Genomic DNA, 19,100 nt, shown 5'->3' with positions numbered 1-19,100 from the left:
ATGCAAGACATCAAGCAGTTCGTTGAGTCAGGTCAAATTGCACGCTTTCCCGGCGGTATACATCCACCAGAGCGCAAACAACCCGCGAGTGAGCAGCCGTTGCGCCGAGTTCCTTATGCTGATGAGCTTATTCTTCCGTTACGTCAACATATCGGCTTATCGGGTCAGTGCACAGTGCGCGTGGGAGAACGTGTACTAAAAGGTCAACCATTAACTGATGCGGCATTGCATCAAGGCCTGCCACTGCACGCACCCACTTCAGGCACAGTAAAAGCGATTGAACAGCGACCTATGTCGCATGCTTCTGGTCTCCCAGAACAAGCTATTGTGATTACACCGGATGGCGAAGATAAATGGCGAGAGCGTCAGCCACGGCCCGATTATCAGCAACGCGATAAAGCCGAGTTGTTAGATATTATTCAAGCTGCGGGCGTTGCAGGTTTGGGGGGAGCTGGCTTCCCCACCTCGCAAAAGCTCGCCCAGCAAAAACCGGTCAGTTATCTAATCATTAATGGCGTTGAGTGCGAACCCTATATTTGCGCCGACGATCGCTTAATGCGCGAACATGCTAGAGATATTGTGCTCGGTATGCGAATTCTAGCTTACATCACGGGTACCGATAAAACGTTGCTGGCGATTGAGGATAACAAACCAGAAGCTATCGACAGTATGCGCGTCGCTATAGCGGAATATGATGATATTGAGCTTCGCATCGTGCCGACGAAGTATCCATCAGGAGGGGAGAAGCAACTTATCCAACTGCTCACTGGCCACGAAGTGCCGAGCAAACAACTCCCTATTGAGATGGGTATTATCATGCAAAACGTGGGGACTGCATTTGCTGTAAAAGAGGCAGTAATTGACGATAAGCCGTTAATCGAGCGTGTGGTAACCCTGACGGGTGAATGTATTGAGCAACCAGGCAACGTCTGGTCACCATTAGGAACGCCTGTTGATGCCCTGCTTGAATACGCTGGTTTTAAACCAGAGCAACAACAGCGAGTTATTATGGGCGGTCCCATGATGGGCTTTACGTTGCCAATTACCGCAGTGCCCGTCATCAAAACTACTAACTGTATTCTCGTGCCGAGTACCCGAGAACTGCCACCACCGGGCGATGAAATGGCGTGTATCCGTTGTGGAGCCTGCGCAGAAGTATGCCCTGCAACGCTTCAGCCGCAGCAATTGCAATGGTTGGCAAAAGCCAAAGATTATCCAGCACTAGAAGAAAATAATCTGTTTGATTGTATTGAGTGCGGTGCATGTGCATTTGTTTGCCCAAGTGAAATACCACTTGTGCATTACTACCGTCAGGCAAAATCTCAGATGCGTAACCAAGCGCGCGAACAAGCAAAAGCTGAACTCGCGAAAAAACGTTTCGAAGCGCGTCAAGCGCGTTTAGAGCGTGAAAAAGAAGAACGTTTAGAGCGTCACCGAAAGGCAGCCGAAGCGCGTAAACAAATGCAGCAACAACAGGCCCAAGAAGCGTCTGAACAGCCGTCGGATAACGACGGTAAGTCATCAGCGGTTGCTGCCGCCATTGCTCGTGCGAAAGCAAAAAAAGCAGCGCAAGAGGACGGTAGCTCGACCCCGGCTCAACCTGCAGACGCTGAACCCGAGCAAAAGTCTAAGAAATCAGCAGCAGTAGCCGCAGCTATCGAACGTGCTAAGGCAAAGAAAGCGGCCCAGCAAACGGCTCGTGAAAGCGATGTTGAAGCCGAAAGCCCAGCCACTGAACAGCAACGCCCAGCACAGGATAAATCAGCTGCGGTCGCGGCGGCTATTGCTCGCGCTAAAAAGAAAAAGCAAGCACGCGAACAGCAAACATCAGACGATCGCGCCAGCCAAAGCCCTGATCAGGAGGATAAACAATAATGAGCTTTAAAGTGGCCGCCGCTCCGCATGGACATAGCCAAAAAAAGACGAACCAAGTAATGGCCTGGGTGGTGTTCGCGCTTATTCCTGGCGTGATTATCCAATCATACTTTTTTGGTTGGGGCGTTTGGTTTCAGATTCTGATCGCCGTCACTGTCGCGTACCTATCTGAATCTATTTGTGTTTGGGCGCGTGAACGTAGCGCGCGTCAGGCATTGCGAGATAACACCGCATTGGTGACAGCGGTTTTATTAGCCATTAGCATCCCCCCCTTGGCGCCTTGGTGGATTATTGTAATCGGGACGCTATTTTCGATCGTCGTCGTAAAGCAAGTTTATGGCGGTATGGGACAAAACATATTTAACCCTGCAATGGCGGGCTACGTCCTGCTACTCATTTCTTTTCCTGTCCAAATGACACACTGGCTACCTGCTGCTCCTATTGCACCCTACGATTTAGGACTGTGGCAAACACTACATACTATTATTTTTGAGTACACACCCACTGGCTACGATGTTGAACAACTACGCACTACCGTTGATGGCATGTCGATGGCGACCCCACTTGACGGTGTTAAAACCGCGCTCGATCAAGGCAAGATCTTAACCGAGGCATATCAGCAACCCATGCTAGGAAGTTTAGCGGGTATTGGCTGGCAATGGCTTAACTTGGGTTTTCTGCTAGGCGGCATTATCTTACTGCAACAACGCATCATCCGTTGGCATATCCCTGTTGGCTTTTTAGCGGGTCTACTTGTACCAAGCTTTTTAGCACACATGTTCGCCCCTAGCATTATGCCAGGACCTATCTTTCATGCACTGAGCGGCGCGACGATGCTGGGTGCGTTTTTTATCGCTACGGATCCAGTCTCGGCAGCAACATCGGATCGCGGGCGGTTATTATTTGGCTTACTCATCGGTTTATTGATATGGGTGATTAGAACCTGGGGCGGTTATCCCGATGCAGTGGCTTTCGCAGTGCTACTGGCGAATCTGTGTGTCCCCATTATTGACCGTTATACTCGCCCAACTGTTTACGGACATCACTCAGGAGCGAAACATGACGCTGAATAGCATGCAGAAAAACGGCTTGTTGCTGGGGCTGTTTGCTTTAGTATCGACTGCGTTGGTGCTTGGTGTGGAAGCCGTCACAGAAGATGCCATTGCGGAGCAACAGCGCACGCAAACACTCGCCTCGCTGAATGAAATTATTCCTCCTGAGCTTCACGACAATGACCTCTATCACTCCTGCGGCCTGTTGTCAGATAAAGCACTGAGTGAGCAGCCTGTTCCAATTTACCGCGGTTACCTGAATGGTAAACCCAGCGCTTTAGCTGCTGAGGCCGTAGCCCCTAACGGCTACTCAGGAAAAATCCGCTTATTGGTTGCCATCAAACCTGATGGTGAAGTATTGGGTGTGCGAACACTACAACACCAAGAGACGCCGGGCTTGGGTGATAAGATCGAAAAACAAAAGAGTGACTGGATACGTTCATTTGCGGGCAAACGCTTGACAGGTGAGGATGACGAACGATGGGCGGTGCAACGTGATGGTGGTATGTTCGATCAATTTACGGGCGCGACGATAACGCCACGCGCAGTAGTGGGTGCAGTAAAATCCGCAACTTGGTATTTACAGCAAAATAGTAACCAGCTGTTCCAAGACTCGTTACCGCAATGCAATTCAGCTTCACAAGGTGAATCCCATGAGTGAATTTAAAACACTGACTAAACAGGGTTTGTGGGAAAATAACCCGGCTTTAGTTCAACTTTTAGGTTTATGCCCGCTACTTGCCGTCACCGCCTCTGTGACCAACGCCTTAGGACTCGGCTTAGCTACGCTATTTGTTTTAATGGGCTCAAACATTACAGTTTCACTGGTTCGCCAATGGGTGCCTCAAGAAATACGTATTCCTGTTTTCGTTATGGTAATAGCCACCTTTGTTACCATTATCCAGTTGTTGATGAATGCCTACGTCTATCAGCTTTACCAAACGCTTGGCATTTTCATTCCATTAATCGTAACCAACTGCGCTATCATCGGCCGCGCAGAGGCTTATGCATCCAAAAATAAATGGCACCATGCGGCTATCGATGGCCTGATGATGGGGCTGGGTTTTGCTGCCGTGTTAGTCGTCTTAGGCGGAATACGCGAAGTGCTCGGCAATGGCACGCTATTTGATGGCGCAGAACTATTGCTAGGCGAGTGGGCCAAGCAATTGCGTATCGAACTGTTTAGTCTCGATTATCCATTGCTGTTGGCGATTTTACCTCCAGGTGCTTTCATTGGTATGGGCTTCATTATTGCGATAAAAAACCGTATTGACGCAAAGCGCGCGCAAATCCAATCCTCTGAGAAAACAGTTACACGCGCACGCGTGACAGCCGAAAGCTAATTGATATGAATAAAGATAAACGTTATCAAATTTTAAGTCGTTTGCGTGACAACAATCCTAACCCAACCACTGAGTTAGAGTATGAGTCGCCTTTCCAACTGCTAATTGCCGTATTGTTATCAGCTCAAGCAACCGATGTGGGCGTCAATAAAGCCACACGTAAGCTTTTCCCGGCGGCGCCTACGGCAGAGACCATGTTAGCGCTTGGCGTAGATGGTATTAAAGAATATATCAAAACCATCGGCCTATTTAATTCAAAAGCAGAAAACGCTTATAAAACCTGTAAGATACTAGTTGAACAGTACGATGGCGAAGTCCCAGAAAGCCGAGAAGCTTTGGAAGCTCTACCCGGTGTTGGACGTAAAACGGCTAACGTAGTGCTTAATACAGCATTCGGCTGGCCGACTATTGCTGTAGATACGCATATCTTTAGAGTCTCTAATCGTACTAAACTGGCTCCCGGCAAGAACGTCAATGAGGTTGAACAGAAGCTAATTAAAGTCGTGCCCAAAGAATTTAAAGTGGATGTCCATCACTGGCTTATTCTACACGGCCGCTACACCTGCGTTGCGCGCAAACCGCGCTGCGGTAGCTGTGTTATTGAAGACCTTTGCGAGTTTAAAGAAAAAACCAGCGATTGATGCAACTATAGCTCAACGTCTGAGGATTTATTTAACTGCACGATAACTCGGCGGTTCTTCTGGCGGCCTATTTCATTATCATTATGGTCGATCGGACGATCCTCGCCGTGAGCGACCGTTTGAATGCGATCCGCTTTTATACCCCGTTCGACAAAAAAAGATTTAATAGCATTGGCGCGTTGCTCTGTTAGCGTCTGATTCGGCTCACGAGCGCCTAGCGCATCCGTGTAGGAATCTATTAATACTAACTTCAAGTCGGCATCTACTTTCAAGTAGTCGCTGATTTGTTTTAGCTTCCGCCGCGAAGGCGCGGTTAGCTCATCACTATCCGCTTTATGGTTCAGTACGGTATATGCAATATCCTCGAATGAGAAAGGCAATAACGCATTAATACAACCTTTAAATGCGTCGTATGCACTGCGAAAGTTCACTGCTGAAATTGCCACAGCAACTTGATCTTTTGGGTTATACCAGTCTTGGTACAAAAATGTTGGGTAACGACCCTTATCGAGTTCAGACAGCAACGTCCATGCTGCTTGCTTTTCAAGCTCGCCATTAAATTGCTTATATAGGTCCATGCTACCAATAGAGTAACTGTTTTGTCCGGGCTGCCACTGCGGAGGAACCGATTCAATACGTGCCACACTGTAGTTGTCGGGAAGCTGGTTCATATCGAAGGTCATGGTTAAATTGAGTTGCTTACTCGCTTCGCTATGAAACTGTACTTTGCCGAAGCGAGGAATGACGTGCTCCAACTCACAGTTAAGCTGCGTGTTGTTGGCCATATACCAAAGTGAATTATCCAAGTTTGCGCTGTAGTATCTGACCGCGTTTGCTTCTGCGAACGAACTGATACTGACCAACGCGCTACCCAGCACGATTAACGCTGATAGCCGAGTCGTATTATTCACCTGCACACGCACCTCCTTTAATGACTTGTCTTTTATATCGGTCGTGTTGCAATAACCTTTAACCAAATCACAAGCAAAAACGCCCGCTCTTTGGCATAATGGGCATTAGCAATTTAGCAGATACAGGTAATTTCATGTCAGGTTCCGAAGACTCTCTTATGAAGCAACGTTTTCGCGGCTACTTACCCGTAGTCATCGACGTCGAAACGGCGGGCTTTAATGCCTCGACCGATGCCTTGTTAGAGATCGCTGCCGTCATACTGAATTTTGATGAACATGGACAGCTTAAGCCGGTCGAAAGCCATCAGTTTCATGTCGAGCCATTTGAAGGCGCCAATATTGAACAAGCAGCAATTGAATTCAATGGTATCGATCCGCATTCGGAATTACGCGGCGCACTCCCCGAAGACGAGGTACTTAAAGCCTTATTCAAACCGATTCGAAAGGCACAAAAGGCGGCTGGCTGTCAGCGCTCTGTGTTGGTTGGACATAACTCGAATTTTGATCATAGCTTCCTGATGCGAGCAGCTGAACGAGCTAACATTAAGCGCAATCCGTTTCACCCCTTTGTTAGCTTTGACACGACATCTTTAGCGGCGTTGACGTTAGGACAAACTGTACTTATCAAAGCGTGCAAAGCCGCAGGTATCGAGTTTGATCAAAAGCAAGCGCACTCAGCGCTGTATGACACCGAAAAGACAGCCGAACTGTTTTGTTGGATGGTCAACAAATGGAAGGCACTAGGCGGTTGGCCACTCGCTGACTAAAAGCCAAAAAAAAACGCGCCATTTGGCGCGTTTTTTAAGAGTCACTGAAAACTAATATTACAGCTTGTCAGCGTTCTTAGAAAGGTATGCTGCTACGCCTTCAGCGTTTTCCTTCATACCTTCTTTACCTTCTTCCCAACCTGCAGGGCAAACTTCACCGTGTTTCTGGTTAAAGTTCAAAGCATCGACCATACGCAACATCTCGTCAATGTTACGGCCCAATGGTAGGTCGTTAACGACTTGGTGACGCACAACGCCATCTTCATCGATTAAGAACGAACCACGGAATGCAACGCCCGCTTCTGGGTGTTCAACATCGTATGCTTTACAAATGCTGTGACGAACGTCTGCAACAAGTGGGTACTTAACTTGGCCAATACCGCCATCTTCAGTTGCAGTGTTGCGCCATGCGCTGTGAGTGAATTGTGAATCGATTGAAACACCAATTACTTCAACGCCGCGCTTTTTGAACTCGTCCAAACGCTTATCAAATGCGATAAGCTCAGAAGGACATACGAATGTAAAGTCCAGCGGGTAGAAGAACAAGACGGCTTTCTTGCCTTTGATCGCATCAGAAAATTTAAAATCTTCAACGATTTCGCCAGAGCCCATTACCGCTGCTGCGGTAAAGTCAGGTGCTTTACGTCCTACTAAAACTGCCATTGATACTCTCCGTCTTTAGTGAATGTTGGGCTGCCACTTAGCAACCTAAATTAAAAGCTTTTATAAATATGGGGTTCAACCGTAAAAGATCAACCCCAAACGCCGATTATTGCGCGTCGCTTTCAGGCTGAGGATGACGCGCGGCCACCTCGGTAATCAGTTCCTGTAACTCGCCTTTTTGGAACATCTCAACGATGATGTCACAACCACCGATGAGCTCGCCCTCAACCCAGAGTTGTGGGAATGTCGGCCAGTCTGCGTATTTAGGCAATTCAGCACGAATATCAGGGTTTTGTAATATATCGACATAAGCGAATGCTTGACCACAACCCATGAGTGCTTGTGAGGCCTGTGAAGAAAAGCCACAGCTCGGCAACTTAGGTGAGCCCTTCATATAAAGAAGGATGGGGTTTTCTTCAATCTGCTGTTTAATCTTGTCGATGGTTTCCATGTCACCTCAAATCACTGTTTACGAATGGAATGGTTGATAAAAATACTCAAGTACTTTAACACATGCAACCCCCGATTGCTCTCTTTGGGTGGTTTACAGCCAGCTGTGGAAATAATAAAAACTTATACTTGAAAAGAGAACCAGTCACCCCTATATATCGTATGAATAACAACAACAGCTTGCACATTCATTTTGTGTAAGACGCTATTTGCACTAAAAACTATGGAGAGAGATTATGGCATTTGAACTTCCCGCTCTTCCTTATGAGAAGAACGCACTCGAGCCGCACATTTCAGAAGAGACACTCGAATACCATTATGGCAAGCACCATGCGACTTACGTAAGCAAGCTAAATGATGCAGTTAAAGGCACCGATTTAGAAAGCAAATCGCTTGAAGACATCATCAAGTCTGAGAAAGGTGGTTTGTTTAACAACGCCGCTCAAGTATGGAACCACACGTTCTACTGGAATTGCTTGAGCCCCAATGGTGGCGGCGCTCCTAGCGGTGCTATCGCAGACGCGATCAACGATAAATGGGGTTCTTTCGAGAAGTTCCAAGAAGAGTTTAACGCGAGCGCCGCGGGCAACTTCGGCTCGGGTTGGACATGGCTGGTTAAGAAGTCTGATGGCTCTGTCGATATCATGAACACGGATGACGCAGACACTCCAGTTGCACACGACGGCGTAACTCCACTATTGACTGTTGATGTGTGGGAACACGCTTATTACATCGACTATCGCAATTCACGTCCTAATTATTTAGAAGCTTTCTGGAAGCTCCTCAACTGGGATTTCGTGAACAAAAACTTTGCGTAATATAGCCAAGTTCCTTATCAAAAAAGCCAGCATATGCTGGCTTTTTTTATGTCTATTTAACTCGTTTCGAAAAAAACGATTGCCTCAATCGACTAAGTTGGACGGGATATCCCCACGCAAGCTATGCCAAATTTCTGCTGACTCATAACCATAGCGACGAACCAAGTTTACTGATTCATTGTAATCGCCCTGCTTCGCCACGCTATTAAGGTTGTGATAGTAATCACGAGCCAACTGGCGAGCCTCTGGCGAAGAGAAATAAAATTGGCCGATACGCGAATATAGACCTTTAAAGCCGTTGAGCACTAGCACATAGATGGGGTTACCCGACGCCATCGCAAGATCATGATTCAACTGATAATCAAAGTCTGCGAAACGCTCGGCATCGTCAGCAAGCTCATCATTCTTAGACAATAGCTCAACTACCTTTTCTGGGTTGTGACGGATCGCAGCTCGAATATAAATCGCGCTAATATTAGTGCGAGCCGACAACAATTGGTCGACCAGTTCCGGCATACCATCTTCGTCTAAACGAGCTAGCGTCTCTAAAATATTAAGCCCAGACGTCTCCCAGAAGTTATTCACTTTGGTTGGCTTGCCATGCTGGATTGTAAGCCAACCATCTCGCGCTAAGCGCTGTAATACTTCCCGTAGCGTCGTACGAGTCACACCAATGAGCTCGGACAGTTCACGCTCTGCAGGAAGGATCGTACCTGGAGCAAAATGACCGTTCCAGATTGATTTAACGATATATTCCTCGGCAAAACCTGCCGGACTCTTTGCTTTAATGATCATTGTTACGCCTGTTTCATTATCAATCGTGTGATTCTACCAGTGTTATATGAGGTCGGACAAGCAAACTGATTGTTATCGACAAGCCATTTACTTTTCGGCTATGTTATAGCGCTTAGATTCAGACACGGATATATCAAATCATGCAAATATACCTTTGGCCAAGTCAACGCAGCGCTTGGTTAGCGTTATTTATCATCTGTTTATCGCTATTGGCTGCTGCCGCGTACTTTCAGTACGGTCTCGGACTTGAACCCTGCGTAAAGTGTGTATATCAACGTATGGCAGTGATAGGCATTGCGTTGTTTGCTTTGCTTGGCTATTTAGGGGCGACACGTCCATTCATACGCTTAGTAGCACTCGCTGGCGTACTATATTCCGCCATCGAGGGCTTATTCATCGCTTATGACCACTGGGACCTACAAACGTCGAAAAATGCTTTCTTTGCAGTCTGTGAAAGTAACCCGAATTTTCCATCTTGGGCTCCACTGCATGAATGGCTACCTAGCTATTTTGCAGCTCCAGGACTCTGTGGTGACATTGACTGGTCGTTTTTAGGTGTCACCATGCCGGCATGGATGACCTTTATCTTTGCAGGAGTAACGATTATTGTTGCGGTCGCCAGCCTAAGCCATATTATTTATAAACTACGCTAAAGCGGCCAGGTCACAATACGATCTTCTAACTCACCTCTAAATTCCGTTTCAGTGATACAATGACCGGCTACATGGTAGCCGGCTTTTTTCATCGCTTGCTGACTGCCATGGTGTCGTAATGGATGCCAGTCAGGAATCGGTTGCCCTTGTGCTCTGAGCCGATATGCACAAGTTTTAGGCATGAAATAAACTGCATCGAGATTTTCGAGTGTCAGTTGAACACAACTGGGGACCCGCTGAGTACGGTTTTCATAGTCACTGCACACTGCATTGTCAGTATCCAACAATCGGCACGCGACATCGGTTTGATACAGGTTATCCTCTTCATCTAATAGTTGGTTTAGACAACATTGCCCACAACCATCGCAAAGGGCTTCCCATTCGCGATGATTGAGCGCATGAAGCGGTTTATCATACCAATTCATCGAGGAAAACGGATACGATCAGAAAGGTAGCCGACTGCAGCAACGAAGTAATGTGAGCGATTCCAACGCATCAGCGCATCGTAGTTTGCATAGGCAAGGTACACTCGACCTTCCTTATCATCAGGAATTACAACCGAAGCTTCAATATCATCTCGTTGCGGTAACGGGCTTCCGTCCATGCGCGTAATACCAAGCTTTTGCCATTCAGCGAGTCCCTTTTTAGTATCTAGCCCCGCTAACGATGTATCAAACTGTTCAGGTAACTGTACTTGGCGTCCCCACGTCACATCATCTCGCCAACCCACAGAACTCAGGTAGTTTGCGGCTGACGCAAATACATCACCGTAGCTGTTCCATATATCCTTTTTACCATCACCGTCGTAATCGACCGCAAAACTCATAAACGAGCTTGGCATAAATTGCGTCTGACCCATGGCGCCCGCCCATGAACCTTTCATTTGCTCAGGGTCGATATGACCGTCTTGAATAATAGTCAGCGCTTGCCAGAGTTGTTTCTTAAAGAAGGCTTCACGTCGACCATCAAAGGCTAAAGTTGTTAATGCTGAAACAACATCAAATCCGCCGGTGTAAGAACCAAAGTTGGTCTCTATACCCCACAATGCAACTATAAATCGTGGTTGTACACCATATTTCTTTCCTATCTCATCGAGTAGCGCTTTATGTTCCTGATACTTTTCAAGCGCTTTTTGAGCTTTCCAATCAGGTACTGCTCTGGGAAGGTAAGTATCTAAAGTAAGTTTGAACTCTGGCTGATTATTATCGAGCTCAACTGCACGTTGGTAATATTTTACGTTGGCAAACGCACGATCCAGCGTATCTTTCGTGTAGCCTTGCTCAAGCGCCTCAGAGCGCAAATTATCAACATAAGTTTGAAACTTCTGCTCGGTACTTTCGCTTTGTTCGATCATCGAACTCTGCTCAGCCTGAGAGGCGTTTACAGGGCCGATAAATCCCACTGTCGACGCACTTACGATAAGCGCCAAAGTGCTCAGGGTTAACTTTTTCATAGCATTGACTCCTTTTGTGGCGGAAGCTGCAAATAATAGCCAGGTTCCACCAAGTGCTGTTTTAATTCTTCTACGCTAATCCGAGCAAGTTGGTCGCGTTTGTCTAAATTTATTGTCATTATTTTTTGCGGAGTGCCAAAGTGGCTTACTAGCGCTTCAGGCAACTCATCAAATTCACTTCCCAACGGGAGGTATAGATAGGTATCGCTTTTTTTCGAGCTTTTAAATACGTCGCACAGCATGGTCTTAAACTCGCGTTAAATATATTCTTTTAATTCAGATTCTAGCGCTCTCCAGCGCCAGCCCTGTTGCAAATCAGGTCTGGGTAATTCAGCACGGTGGTCATCACTAAACTGCCAGTGATACATCAAAAAGTCATTAATTTGTTTGCGCGAAGTTACCAATGCCGTATCAATACCGAGCAACGAAGCCAAGCCCTGTGCTGCTTTCTTAATACCACTAAACGCCATCTTATAGTTTGGCATGTCGTCGAGTCTTTGCAAAGTTTGCGGCCATTGCGATGGATCCACCGCAAGTGCTAAACCAATCTGCTCAATTATTGCTTCGCCCGAATATTTGCGCGTCATCGGAGCTAAATCTTTAATCTTGTACAGGTCAGACTTAGACTGCGGCATTTTTCTCGCTAACTCCAATAACACGCCGTCCTTAAAAATAAAGCCCAGAGGCATATTTTCACTCATAGCCTTATCTAGACGCCAAGCAGCGAGTGCTTTCATCACTTGTAATTGCTTTTGGTTAAGCTGCCAAGCGTTCCCAACGAACAAATAAAGTAAATGTCTTGGAATAACTTGCGTGCGTTTACTGACCTGCAATTGACTTTCCTCAACGACAATATCTGCCACATGAGCTTGTGCGACCTGTTCAACTAACCAAGGATACATGCTATTTAGATAGCTCACATCGGCAGCTGCGTAAGTCAGTTGCTCTTCGCTGAGCGGACGCTTTAACCAATCCGTACGTGACTGGCTTTTATCTAAGGTTACACCATCAAATAATTGCTCAACTAGGCTGGCGTAGCCAAGCGACGACCCCATGCCAATAAATCCCGCCGCAATTTGCGTATCAAATACGGCACGCGGTTTCTGTCCATTTGACTGATGGTAAAACAACTCAATGTCTTCGCCACCAGCATGCAAAACCGTAACGACGTCGGGATCGGCTATCAATTGCCAAAGTGCTGTTAAATCAATATCAATGAGTGGATCGATAATAAATGTCTCACCATCAACATTCAGCTGCACGAGTCCCAAATTGGCAAAGTAAGTCTTTCTTCTAACAAATTCAGTATCAATAGCAAATGAGCCCGCTAAGCGGGCTCTTTGACAAAATTCAGTCAGCATCTCAAGGCTACTGATATAACGATATCCACTCTGTGGCTGTATTAACTTAGTCAATCTTTTTTCTCGTCTCTTAGCTCTTTACGCAAGATTTTACCTACGTTTGATTTGGGGAGTTCATCACGAAACTCGACTAACTTAGGTACTTTATACCCCGTTAGATTTTCTCTAGAGAAATCAATAATCTCACGTTCCGTTAAGGATTTATCTTTTTTGACAATAAAGACCTTAACAACCTCACCGGAAGACTCATGTGGCACTCCAACTGCGGCCACTTCAAGCACTTTTGGATGATCGGCTAGGACATCTTCAATCTCATTAGGGTAAACATTAAAACCAGACACCAGGATCATGTCTTTCTTACGATCAACAATCTTAAAGTACCCGCGTTCATCACAGGTTGCCATGTCGCCAGTCGCAAACCAGCCCTCTTTAATCGATTCAGCCGTGGCGTCAGGACGATTTAGATAACCAACCATCACTTGTGGGCCTTTCACGTAAAGTTCACCCGCATCCCCTAGGGCAACTTCCTCGCCACTTTCCGGGTCACAAATTTTAACGTCGGTGCTAGGTACAGGTAAGCCGATACTGCCCGTATAATGCTCGATATCGTAAGGATTGACTGTAACCACAGGTGCACACTCGGTTAAACCGTAGCCTTCTAGCAAGCGAGACTTCGTGACACGTTCCCAATGTTCCGCGACTGATTTTTGCACCGCCATCCCGCCACCAAGAGCCACCTTCAGGTTAGAGAAATCGAGATCTTTGAAGCCCTTGGTATTCAATAGTCCATTAAACAACGTATTAACACCCGAGATCATTGAAAACTTAACTTTACCAAGCTCTTTTACAAACCCAGGCATATCACGCGGATTGGTGATTAAAATATTGCGCCCACCGTGCTTAATGAACGTCAAGCAGTTCGCTGTTAGAGCGAAGATATGATACAGCGGTAAGGCGGTAATAATGATTTCTTCACCATCAGACATGATGGGTGTAATGACCGATGAAACCTGCTCTAAATTGGCGACCATGTTGCGATGAGATAACATGGCACCTTTCGCAACGCCCGTTGTGCCCCCTGTATATTGCAAAAATGCAATATCGTCGCCCGTTAAACTAGGTCGCTGATATGTTTTTTGCTTACCTTTATTGAGCGCCACATTAAAATCGATACGTTGACTGATTGAATGGCTTGGTACCATACGTTTCACGTACTTAACCACGAAATTTACCAACCAACGTTTAGGAGCGGGCAGTAAATCACCAATTTGTGTCGTAATGACTTTTTCTAGTTGTACATCTTTTGCAATCTTCTCATAAGTATTGGCAAAGTTTTCCAGAATCACGAGCGCTTTCGATTGCGAATCGGTCAGTTGGTGTTTTAATTCTCGCGGTGTGTACAAGGGGTTGACGTTAACGACGGTCATGCCTGCCGCTAATACCCCGAACAGCGCAACCGGGTACTGCAAAAGATTTGGCATCATAATCGCAACTGCATCGCCTTTTTGTAGCCCAATACTCTGCAAATAGGCAGCAAATTGCTTTGCCTTTTCACCCAGCTCGGCAAACGACATTTCGCAATCCATATTAACGAATGCGGTTTTATCACCATACCTCTCAATACTCTCTTCGAGAATCTCAAGCAAAGACGTATAGTGGTCGGGATCAATCGTATCTGGCACTCCCGCTGGGTAATGTTTAAGCCAAATCTTTTCCATACTAGGCTCCAAAATTTATTGCTTTAATTATTATGTATCGTTCACGTCAACGTGAGCTTATCCGACCAGTTTATCTCAATCTCGCCCTTCGGCACAATCTAAGATGATGACACTTCACGGACAATGCCCGCAATATCACTCGGACTTTGCATATGAACATGATGCCCACCACCCAACTCAAGTACGCGTAATTGCGGAACACAGTCTTGCCATCGTGCCAAGGCGTTATCCAGTTGAGCATAACCATCACGCCCTTTTATTAATACCACGGGCACGCGTAACTGGTTCAAAATTTGTTCAACGGCTTGTGAGGACAAACGATAGGGCGATGTAGACCGAACTTTGGGGTCGGCGCGCCAATACCAGTGTCCATCAGCCATTAACTTAATGCCACGCTCAACGATAATTTCGACTAACGCGTCACTAAAATCGGCTGTCTTGGCACGTGCCGCGACTGCTTGTGACTTATCGGTATATGGACGCCACTGCGCCATCTGCGACTTCTTTCGCGACTGAAAGCCTGCTAACAGCTGCTGGTGAGCGTTCTCCTCGTCACTGGTGAGCAAACCAAAGGCCTCAATCAACACCAAGTGCGATACATGCTTTGGTAGCAGCGTCGTAACCATATTGCCGACGAAGCCGCCCATCGAATGTCCAATAATGGTAACGCCAGACCACTCCTGTATCTTAATCAATTGCCAAATATCATAGGCATAATCAGTAAAGTGATAGTAGTTACCCGTGGGGCGGTGATCCGAGTAGCCATGACCGGCCCAATCAAGCGCAATGATTCCGTCATCAGATTCATGTAAATGCTCAATCAGCGGAAGAAATGAGTGACAATTATCCAGCCAACCATGCAACAGGATATAGCGAGGTTTATCGACATTGCCCCAACCGAGACCTCTGAGACAGCCCCAGTCAAGAGCGTACTCAAGAGGCTGAGCACGCTCAATTAGTGATTGATACAACACGCTACTGATTGCTAGACACGTTAGGTTTTTCTTCCTGAACCCTTACGCGCGTGGGATACCGATAATAATAAGGGCGGTAAGGGTACGGGGCATAAAAATTATGTCTAAACCACAACGGCGAGTAGTCAATCCCCGAGTCAGCACGGTCGACTTCTTTCGGCCACAAATAATAGCCCGATGTCTCAATAACGGGGTATACGTAGTTATAGTCGCCTATCTTGCCTTCTTGCGCTTCACCGACCTTCCCTAACACAGTCAGACTACGGCCTTGTTGATAGACTTGAGGGTCGACGAAGCCATTAATAACAGCGAGAAAACGCCCTTCTGTGTCATCACTCACCAACGGACGCCCCCAACTTTTCAATGGGAAATGAACCATCTCGATAATCGTGTAGCCTTCATCATTGCGAACATCAGCAATAACTCCACCCCAGCGCGCCGCTTGTCCAACGGTTGCTTCGGTATTGTTTTTCACTTGTGAATAGGATACTAAGGCATCTTCATCTTTCGTTGCGATAGCATCTGGGAATGTACTACAGCCCGCTAACAATAGCGCACCAAGTGCTAAACTCGCGATACGTAACATAGCGCCTCCTCAGGCATACAGATCCAAACTGAACATTGACTCAACTTGCTCTCGTTTCTCGTTAAGCGCGACAGTTTGATAGGCCGATAGTGCTTTTTGTGCAGACTGCGATGGTTGGTCATACACAATGTTCAAATCCTTCCAACGTTGCGCCTGATCAGAGCTTTGCTGTCGACTCGGAATTTCAATCGAAGCGCGAGCCGATTGCGGTTCACTCTCTCCAGCCACGCGATCTCGCGGATCAGGCACGACCCGACGTGCCGGTGACAAATTACCTTGCACACCATTAACATGACTTGACGAAACAGGATTCAACGCTTGCTCCTTTCATTAGTTTGACCCGAGTTATTATGGCGAGTTCCAAAATAATCTACAAGTTAACGACCTGGCAACTTTTTCCAAGTTACCTCATTACGGACGTAAAGTGGCTCCAGTTCATCTGCAGCAACAGCCGGCTCATTATAGAGCTGTGCCCAACGTAACATCGCTTCGGCGGTCGGAAGCACACAATTAAGCGACTGCGGGGTTACCGAGACTGTCGCAGCTAATTGTTCACGATAGGTCTCCCATCCCGTCCCCACATAACCAATTGACTCCGACGCTTGATATCCATGGCGCTCTAACTCAGCTGCCAAATTCAACTGCTCCGGCTTGTCCACTTTTGCGGTAGCACACGCCTGAAGATGCCCATCACGATGCTGATACACACGCCAGTAGACTTCGCCCATTCGCGCATCAATAGCACTAATAATCCAGTCTGTTACTCTATTTTGCGAACCCTCAAGAGCCATAGCATCAAGACTACTGACACCATTTACTTTTAAGCTTGCACCAAATGCCAAACCTTGTGCAATCGAAACACCGATTCTAACGCCTGTAAAACTACCTGGACCGATGCCAACGATCAGCCCATCAACATCAGACAACTTAATATCGGCTTCTTCTAACACAGCTTGAACAAAAGGTAACAAACGCTGTGAGTGCTCGCGTGGACTCTCCATTTCGCGGCTAATGACCGTATTATCAACCTGAAGAGCGACCGAGCAGTTCTCCGTCGATGTATCAATGGCTAGCAAGGTTGGTTTCATTATATGTATCCTTTAAAAACAGCATTGCCCGGCTCAGATCACGTGTGCGAGCCATAGGCGGTAAACTTTTGATAAAGCGCGCACCATACTGGCGCGTAACAAGTCGGTCATCACAGACAATCAATACCCCTGAGTCGCGCTGGTCACGTATCAAACGCCCTGCTCCTTGCTTCAGCGCAATAATGGCTTCAGGTAGCTGAATAGTATGGAAGGCATCCACGCCCCGTAACTTAGCGTCCTCTACCCGCGCATTCAGTAACGGGTCATCGGGCGAGGCAAACGGCAATTTATCGATAATGACACAACGCAACGCGGCGCCACGCACATCGACGCCTTCCCAGAACGACGAAGTGCCTAGTAATACGGCATTACCTGCATCAGTAAACTTCTGCAAAATACTGCGTTTACTGCCCTCACCTTGAACCAGTACGGGCCTGTCTAGTTTTTCGTCCAATAAATTGGCGACGCGCTTTAACATGCTGTGACTGGTAAATAATAAGAACGTGCCGCCTTGGTTGGCCTCGATACACTGTTGCGCCAGCTGCGCGAGTCGCTGATCGCGATTAAACTGGTTCGCAGGTGGCAGATAGCGCGGCAGACACAGCATCGCTTGGTTCTCAAAGTCAAACGGACTCGCTAATACGAGCGTTTCGGCATCCCACAGCCCGAGCCGATTAACAAAGTAGTCAAACTTTTCGTTGACTGAGAGCGTTGCCGAAGTAAACACCCAACCTCGGTCACTGTGCTTGACCAAATTGCCAAAACGCTTGGCGACGCTCAGTGGCGTTTGGTGCAGAACAATATGACGTACCGTTGTCTCATACCAAAAGCTATACCCCGTCTGCTCCGTTTGCATCAACTGTTGCCACAAGTCATAGGCTTCCTCAGCGCGTTCAATGAGGCTATCCATTTCTTTATGACGACCACGCGCTGTTTTGATCACATCGATAAATAAGGTGAGTTTCTCTGCGACACGGCTACACACCTCGGTCATTGCTGAGTCATCACGTTTATCACGCCAGTTGCCTCGGCTCGGATCGGATGGAAACTGTAACCGCCAATCCCGCACTACCTGTGTCAGAATACGGGCCATTTGTGCCGCTTGAGAGAGGTCTTTTAGCTCTGTTAAACACAACCGCTGAACCTCGTCAGCAATTTCTATCAGTTGTCGTGATGACAATGAGTCACCAAAATATTGACTTGCTATATCTGGTACTTGGTGTGCTTCGTCAAACACCACCGTGTCTGACTCGGGTATGATTTCGCCGAACCCCGTATCTTTGATCGCCAGGTCCGCAAAAAATAAATGATGATTGACGACCACGACATCAGCTTGTTTGGCTTCATCACGCGCTTTCACTAAGTAGCAGTCATCGTAATTCGGGCACTCGCGACCTAAACAATTGTCTTTGGTGCTAGTCACTAAGGCAGTCAACTGAGGATCATCCTGCAGTACCACCAACTCACCAATATCGCCATCCCGGGTCTGAGTTGACCAACGTTTCACTTTAACCAGCTTGGTTTGTGTTTCACTGTTAAACTGACCAGCTTGCAATTGTGCCTGCTCAAGACGATGGGTGCACAGATAATTTGAACGCCCTTTTAATAAAGCGATGACCTTTTCTGGCGCCAGCGCGGCCCGTAAAGTGGGCAAATCTCGATGATAAAGCTGTTCCTGTAGTGCTTTGGTACCCGTGGAAATGATCGCCTTACCTTTGGCTTGAAGCACAGGCGCTAAGTATGCAAAGGTTTTACCGGTACCGGTCTCGGCTTCGACAACCAAAGTACCTTTTTTACGAATGGATTTTTCAATAGCCTGGGCCATGGTAAGCTGAGCATCGCGCGGCTGAAAGCCTTCTATCGCCTTTGCCAGTTGACCCTCGGGCGTAAAAACAGCTGCCACTTTGCTCATTAAATGCCCACACCTAATTCTAATATCGACCGATTAAAGC

The 19,100-nt window shown here is 47.1% G+C and carries 22 protein-coding genes; 8 read left to right on the top strand and 14 right to left on the bottom strand.

The features are described 5' to 3' along the window. From rsxC to nth, 5 genes are read left to right on the top strand one after another with little or no spacing between them, the layout of a single operon-like run. Window positions 1-1,875 (top strand): electron transport complex subunit RsxC, encoded by a 1,875-nt coding sequence (gene rsxC / locus AWU56_RS05635; RefSeq protein WP_286681986.1) that lies wholly within the window; start codon window positions 1-3, stop codon window positions 1,873-1,875. Next, the gene (gene rsxD / locus AWU56_RS05630) at window positions 1,875-2,948 is read left to right on the top strand and encodes an electron transport complex subunit RsxD (protein ID WP_286681985.1); all 1,074 of its coding nucleotides are present in this window, start codon (window positions 1,875-1,877) and stop codon (window positions 2,946-2,948) included. The genes rsxC and rsxD overlap by 1 nt, the downstream gene beginning before the upstream one ends. Beyond that, window positions 2,935-3,588 carry an electron transport complex subunit RsxG gene (rsxG, locus tag AWU56_RS05625; protein ID WP_286681984.1) on the top strand — a complete coding sequence of 218 codons (654 nt, stop codon included), beginning with the start codon at window positions 2,935-2,937 and terminating at the stop codon, window positions 3,586-3,588. Before rsxD ends, rsxG begins: the two co-directional genes overlap by 14 nt. After that, window positions 3,581-4,270 (top strand): electron transport complex subunit E, encoded by a 690-nt coding sequence (locus tag AWU56_RS05620; RefSeq protein WP_286681983.1) that lies wholly within the window; start codon window positions 3,581-3,583, stop codon window positions 4,268-4,270. Before rsxG ends, AWU56_RS05620 begins: the two co-directional genes overlap by 8 nt. Window positions 4,271-4,275: 5 nt before the next feature. Beyond that, a complete protein-coding gene (gene nth, locus AWU56_RS05615) occupies window positions 4,276-4,911 on the top strand; it encodes an endonuclease III (protein WP_006956537.1) in 636 nt (211 codons plus the stop codon). Between the two features lie 5 nt (window positions 4,912-4,916). On the opposite strand, the gene AWU56_RS05610 is transcribed toward nth, so the two are convergent. Further along, window positions 4,917-5,828: a flagellar protein MotY gene (locus AWU56_RS05610; protein ID WP_286681982.1), complete on the bottom strand. Its 912-nt coding sequence runs from the start codon at window positions 5,826-5,828 to the stop codon at window positions 4,917-4,919. Window positions 5,829-5,956: 128 nt separating this feature from the next. Here AWU56_RS05610 and rnt point away from each other — a divergent pair, with 128 nt between their 5' ends. Beyond that, window positions 5,957-6,589, top strand: coding sequence for a ribonuclease T (rnt, locus tag AWU56_RS05605; protein ID WP_040488155.1), 633 nt, complete (start codon window positions 5,957-5,959; stop codon window positions 6,587-6,589). 57 nt (window positions 6,590-6,646) lie between these two features. On the opposite strand, the gene AWU56_RS05600 is transcribed toward rnt, so the two are convergent. Both AWU56_RS05600 and AWU56_RS05595 read right to left on the bottom strand, forming a co-directional pair. Then, the gene (locus AWU56_RS05600; protein ID WP_006956540.1) at window positions 6,647-7,252 is read right to left on the bottom strand and encodes a peroxiredoxin; all 606 of its coding nucleotides are present in this window, start codon (window positions 7,250-7,252) and stop codon (window positions 6,647-6,649) included. Window positions 7,253-7,358: 106 nt separating this feature from the next. Then, the gene (locus AWU56_RS05595; protein WP_272977324.1) at window positions 7,359-7,703 is read right to left on the bottom strand and encodes a Grx4 family monothiol glutaredoxin; all 345 of its coding nucleotides are present in this window, start codon (window positions 7,701-7,703) and stop codon (window positions 7,359-7,361) included. Window positions 7,704-7,938: 235 nt separating this feature from the next. On the opposite strand from AWU56_RS05595, the gene AWU56_RS05590 reads away from it, so the two are divergent. After that, a complete protein-coding gene (locus AWU56_RS05590; protein ID WP_272977323.1) occupies window positions 7,939-8,520 on the top strand; it encodes a superoxide dismutase in 582 nt (193 codons plus the stop codon). An 84-nt stretch (window positions 8,521-8,604) separates the two neighbouring features. On the opposite strand, the gene fadR is transcribed toward AWU56_RS05590, so the two are convergent. After that, a complete protein-coding gene (gene fadR, locus AWU56_RS05585; RefSeq protein ID WP_286681981.1) occupies window positions 8,605-9,315 on the bottom strand; it encodes a fatty acid metabolism transcriptional regulator FadR in 711 nt (236 codons plus the stop codon). A gap of 137 nt (window positions 9,316-9,452) precedes the next feature. Here fadR and dsbB point away from each other — a divergent pair, with 137 nt between their 5' ends. Then, window positions 9,453-9,968, top strand: coding sequence for a disulfide bond formation protein DsbB (gene dsbB, locus AWU56_RS05580; RefSeq protein ID WP_286682006.1), 516 nt, complete (start codon window positions 9,453-9,455; stop codon window positions 9,966-9,968). Here the strand turns inward: dsbB and AWU56_RS05575 are convergent. The 10 genes from AWU56_RS05575 to yoaA form a co-directional block, all read right to left on the bottom strand. Then, entirely contained in the window at window positions 9,965-10,393 is a 429-nt protein-coding gene (locus tag AWU56_RS05575; RefSeq protein ID WP_272977321.1) for a YcgN family cysteine cluster protein, read from the bottom strand. The genes dsbB and AWU56_RS05575 overlap by 4 nt on opposite strands. Further along, entirely contained in the window at window positions 10,390-11,421 is a 1,032-nt protein-coding gene (locus tag AWU56_RS05570) for a lytic murein transglycosylase (protein ID WP_286681980.1), read from the bottom strand. Before AWU56_RS05570 ends, AWU56_RS05575 begins: the two co-directional genes overlap by 4 nt. Continuing rightward, on the bottom strand, window positions 11,418-11,663 hold the full coding sequence (locus AWU56_RS05565; protein WP_006956524.1) for a YcgL domain-containing protein: 246 nt from the start codon (window positions 11,661-11,663) through the stop codon (window positions 11,418-11,420). Before AWU56_RS05565 ends, AWU56_RS05570 begins: the two co-directional genes overlap by 4 nt. 15 nt (window positions 11,664-11,678) lie before the next feature. Continuing rightward, window positions 11,679-12,836, bottom strand: a complete 1,158-nt coding sequence (gene rnd / locus AWU56_RS05560) for a ribonuclease D (RefSeq protein WP_040488130.1) — start codon at window positions 12,834-12,836, stop codon at window positions 11,679-11,681. Continuing rightward, a complete protein-coding gene (fadD, locus tag AWU56_RS05555) occupies window positions 12,833-14,500 on the bottom strand; it encodes a long-chain-fatty-acid--CoA ligase FadD (RefSeq protein ID WP_286681979.1) in 1,668 nt (555 codons plus the stop codon). The genes rnd and fadD overlap by 4 nt, the downstream gene beginning before the upstream one ends. A gap of 98 nt (window positions 14,501-14,598) precedes the next feature. Beyond that, window positions 14,599-15,474, bottom strand: coding sequence for an alpha/beta fold hydrolase (locus AWU56_RS05550; protein WP_286681978.1), 876 nt, complete (start codon window positions 15,472-15,474; stop codon window positions 14,599-14,601). Window position 15,475: 1 nt separating this feature from the next. Further along, a complete protein-coding gene (locus AWU56_RS05545) occupies window positions 15,476-16,060 on the bottom strand; it encodes a Slp family lipoprotein (protein ID WP_286681977.1) in 585 nt (194 codons plus the stop codon). Between the two features lie 9 nt (window positions 16,061-16,069). After that, window positions 16,070-16,375, bottom strand: a complete 306-nt coding sequence (locus AWU56_RS05540; protein WP_006956519.1) for a hypothetical protein — start codon at window positions 16,373-16,375, stop codon at window positions 16,070-16,072. 62 nt (window positions 16,376-16,437) lie between these two features. Next, window positions 16,438-17,148: a tRNA (adenosine(37)-N6)-threonylcarbamoyltransferase complex dimerization subunit type 1 TsaB gene (gene tsaB / locus AWU56_RS05535; RefSeq protein ID WP_286681976.1), complete on the bottom strand. Its 711-nt coding sequence runs from the start codon at window positions 17,146-17,148 to the stop codon at window positions 16,438-16,440. Continuing rightward, complete coding sequence (gene yoaA, locus AWU56_RS05530; RefSeq protein WP_286681975.1) at window positions 17,123-19,060, bottom strand: DNA repair helicase YoaA; 1,938 nt, start codon at window positions 19,058-19,060, stop codon at window positions 17,123-17,125. The genes tsaB and yoaA overlap by 26 nt, the downstream gene beginning before the upstream one ends. Window positions 19,061-19,100: the final 40 nt, after the last annotated feature.

Source organism: Idiomarina sp. T82-3, assembly GCF_001577655.1.
Taxonomy (GTDB): domain Bacteria; phylum Pseudomonadota; class Gammaproteobacteria; order Enterobacterales; family Alteromonadaceae; genus Idiomarina; species Idiomarina baltica.
Note: the sequence above shows the minus strand (reverse complement) of the source record. Positions and strands in the feature narration are given on the sequence as shown.

Bases quoted from the DNA above. Each gene is read 5' to 3' on its own strand.
- rsxC (WP_286681986.1), top strand. From the start codon at position 1: ATGCAAGACATCAAGCAGTTCGTTGAGTCAGGTCAAATTGCACGCTTT.
- rsxD (WP_286681985.1), top strand. From the start codon at position 1,875: ATGAGCTTTAAAGTGGCCGCCGCTCCGCATGGACATAGCCAAAAAAAG.
- rsxG (WP_286681984.1), top strand. From the start codon at position 2,935: ATGACGCTGAATAGCATGCAGAAAAACGGCTTGTTGCTGGGGCTGTTT.
- AWU56_RS05620 (WP_286681983.1), top strand. From the start codon at position 3,581: ATGAGTGAATTTAAAACACTGACTAAACAGGGTTTGTGGGAAAATAAC.
- nth (WP_006956537.1), top strand. From the start codon at position 4,276: ATGAATAAAGATAAACGTTATCAAATTTTAAGTCGTTTGCGTGACAAC.
- rnt (WP_040488155.1), top strand. From the start codon at position 5,957: ATGTCAGGTTCCGAAGACTCTCTTATGAAGCAACGTTTTCGCGGCTAC.
- AWU56_RS05600 (WP_006956540.1), bottom strand. From the start codon at position 7,252: ATGGCAGTTTTAGTAGGACGTAAAGCACCTGACTTTACCGCAGCAGCG.
- AWU56_RS05595 (WP_272977324.1), bottom strand. From the start codon at position 7,703: ATGGAAACCATCGACAAGATTAAACAGCAGATTGAAGAAAACCCCATC.
- AWU56_RS05590 (WP_272977323.1), top strand. From the start codon at position 7,939: ATGGCATTTGAACTTCCCGCTCTTCCTTATGAGAAGAACGCACTCGAG.
- fadR (WP_286681981.1), bottom strand. From the start codon at position 9,315: ATGATCATTAAAGCAAAGAGTCCGGCAGGTTTTGCCGAGGAATATATC.
- AWU56_RS05575 (WP_272977321.1), bottom strand. From the start codon at position 10,393: ATGAATTGGTATGATAAACCGCTTCATGCGCTCAATCATCGCGAATGG.
- AWU56_RS05570 (WP_286681980.1), bottom strand. From the start codon at position 11,421: ATGAAAAAGTTAACCCTGAGCACTTTGGCGCTTATCGTAAGTGCGTCG.
- AWU56_RS05565 (WP_006956524.1), bottom strand. From the start codon at position 11,663: ATGCTGTGCGACGTATTTAAAAGCTCGAAAAAAAGCGATACCTATCTA.
- fadD (WP_286681979.1), bottom strand. From the start codon at position 14,500: ATGGAAAAGATTTGGCTTAAACATTACCCAGCGGGAGTGCCAGATACG.
- AWU56_RS05545 (WP_286681977.1), bottom strand. From the start codon at position 16,060: ATGTTACGTATCGCGAGTTTAGCACTTGGTGCGCTATTGTTAGCGGGC.
- tsaB (WP_286681976.1), bottom strand. From the start codon at position 17,148: ATGAAACCAACCTTGCTAGCCATTGATACATCGACGGAGAACTGCTCG.
- yoaA (WP_286681975.1), bottom strand. From the start codon at position 19,060: ATGAGCAAAGTGGCAGCTGTTTTTACGCCCGAGGGTCAACTGGCAAAG.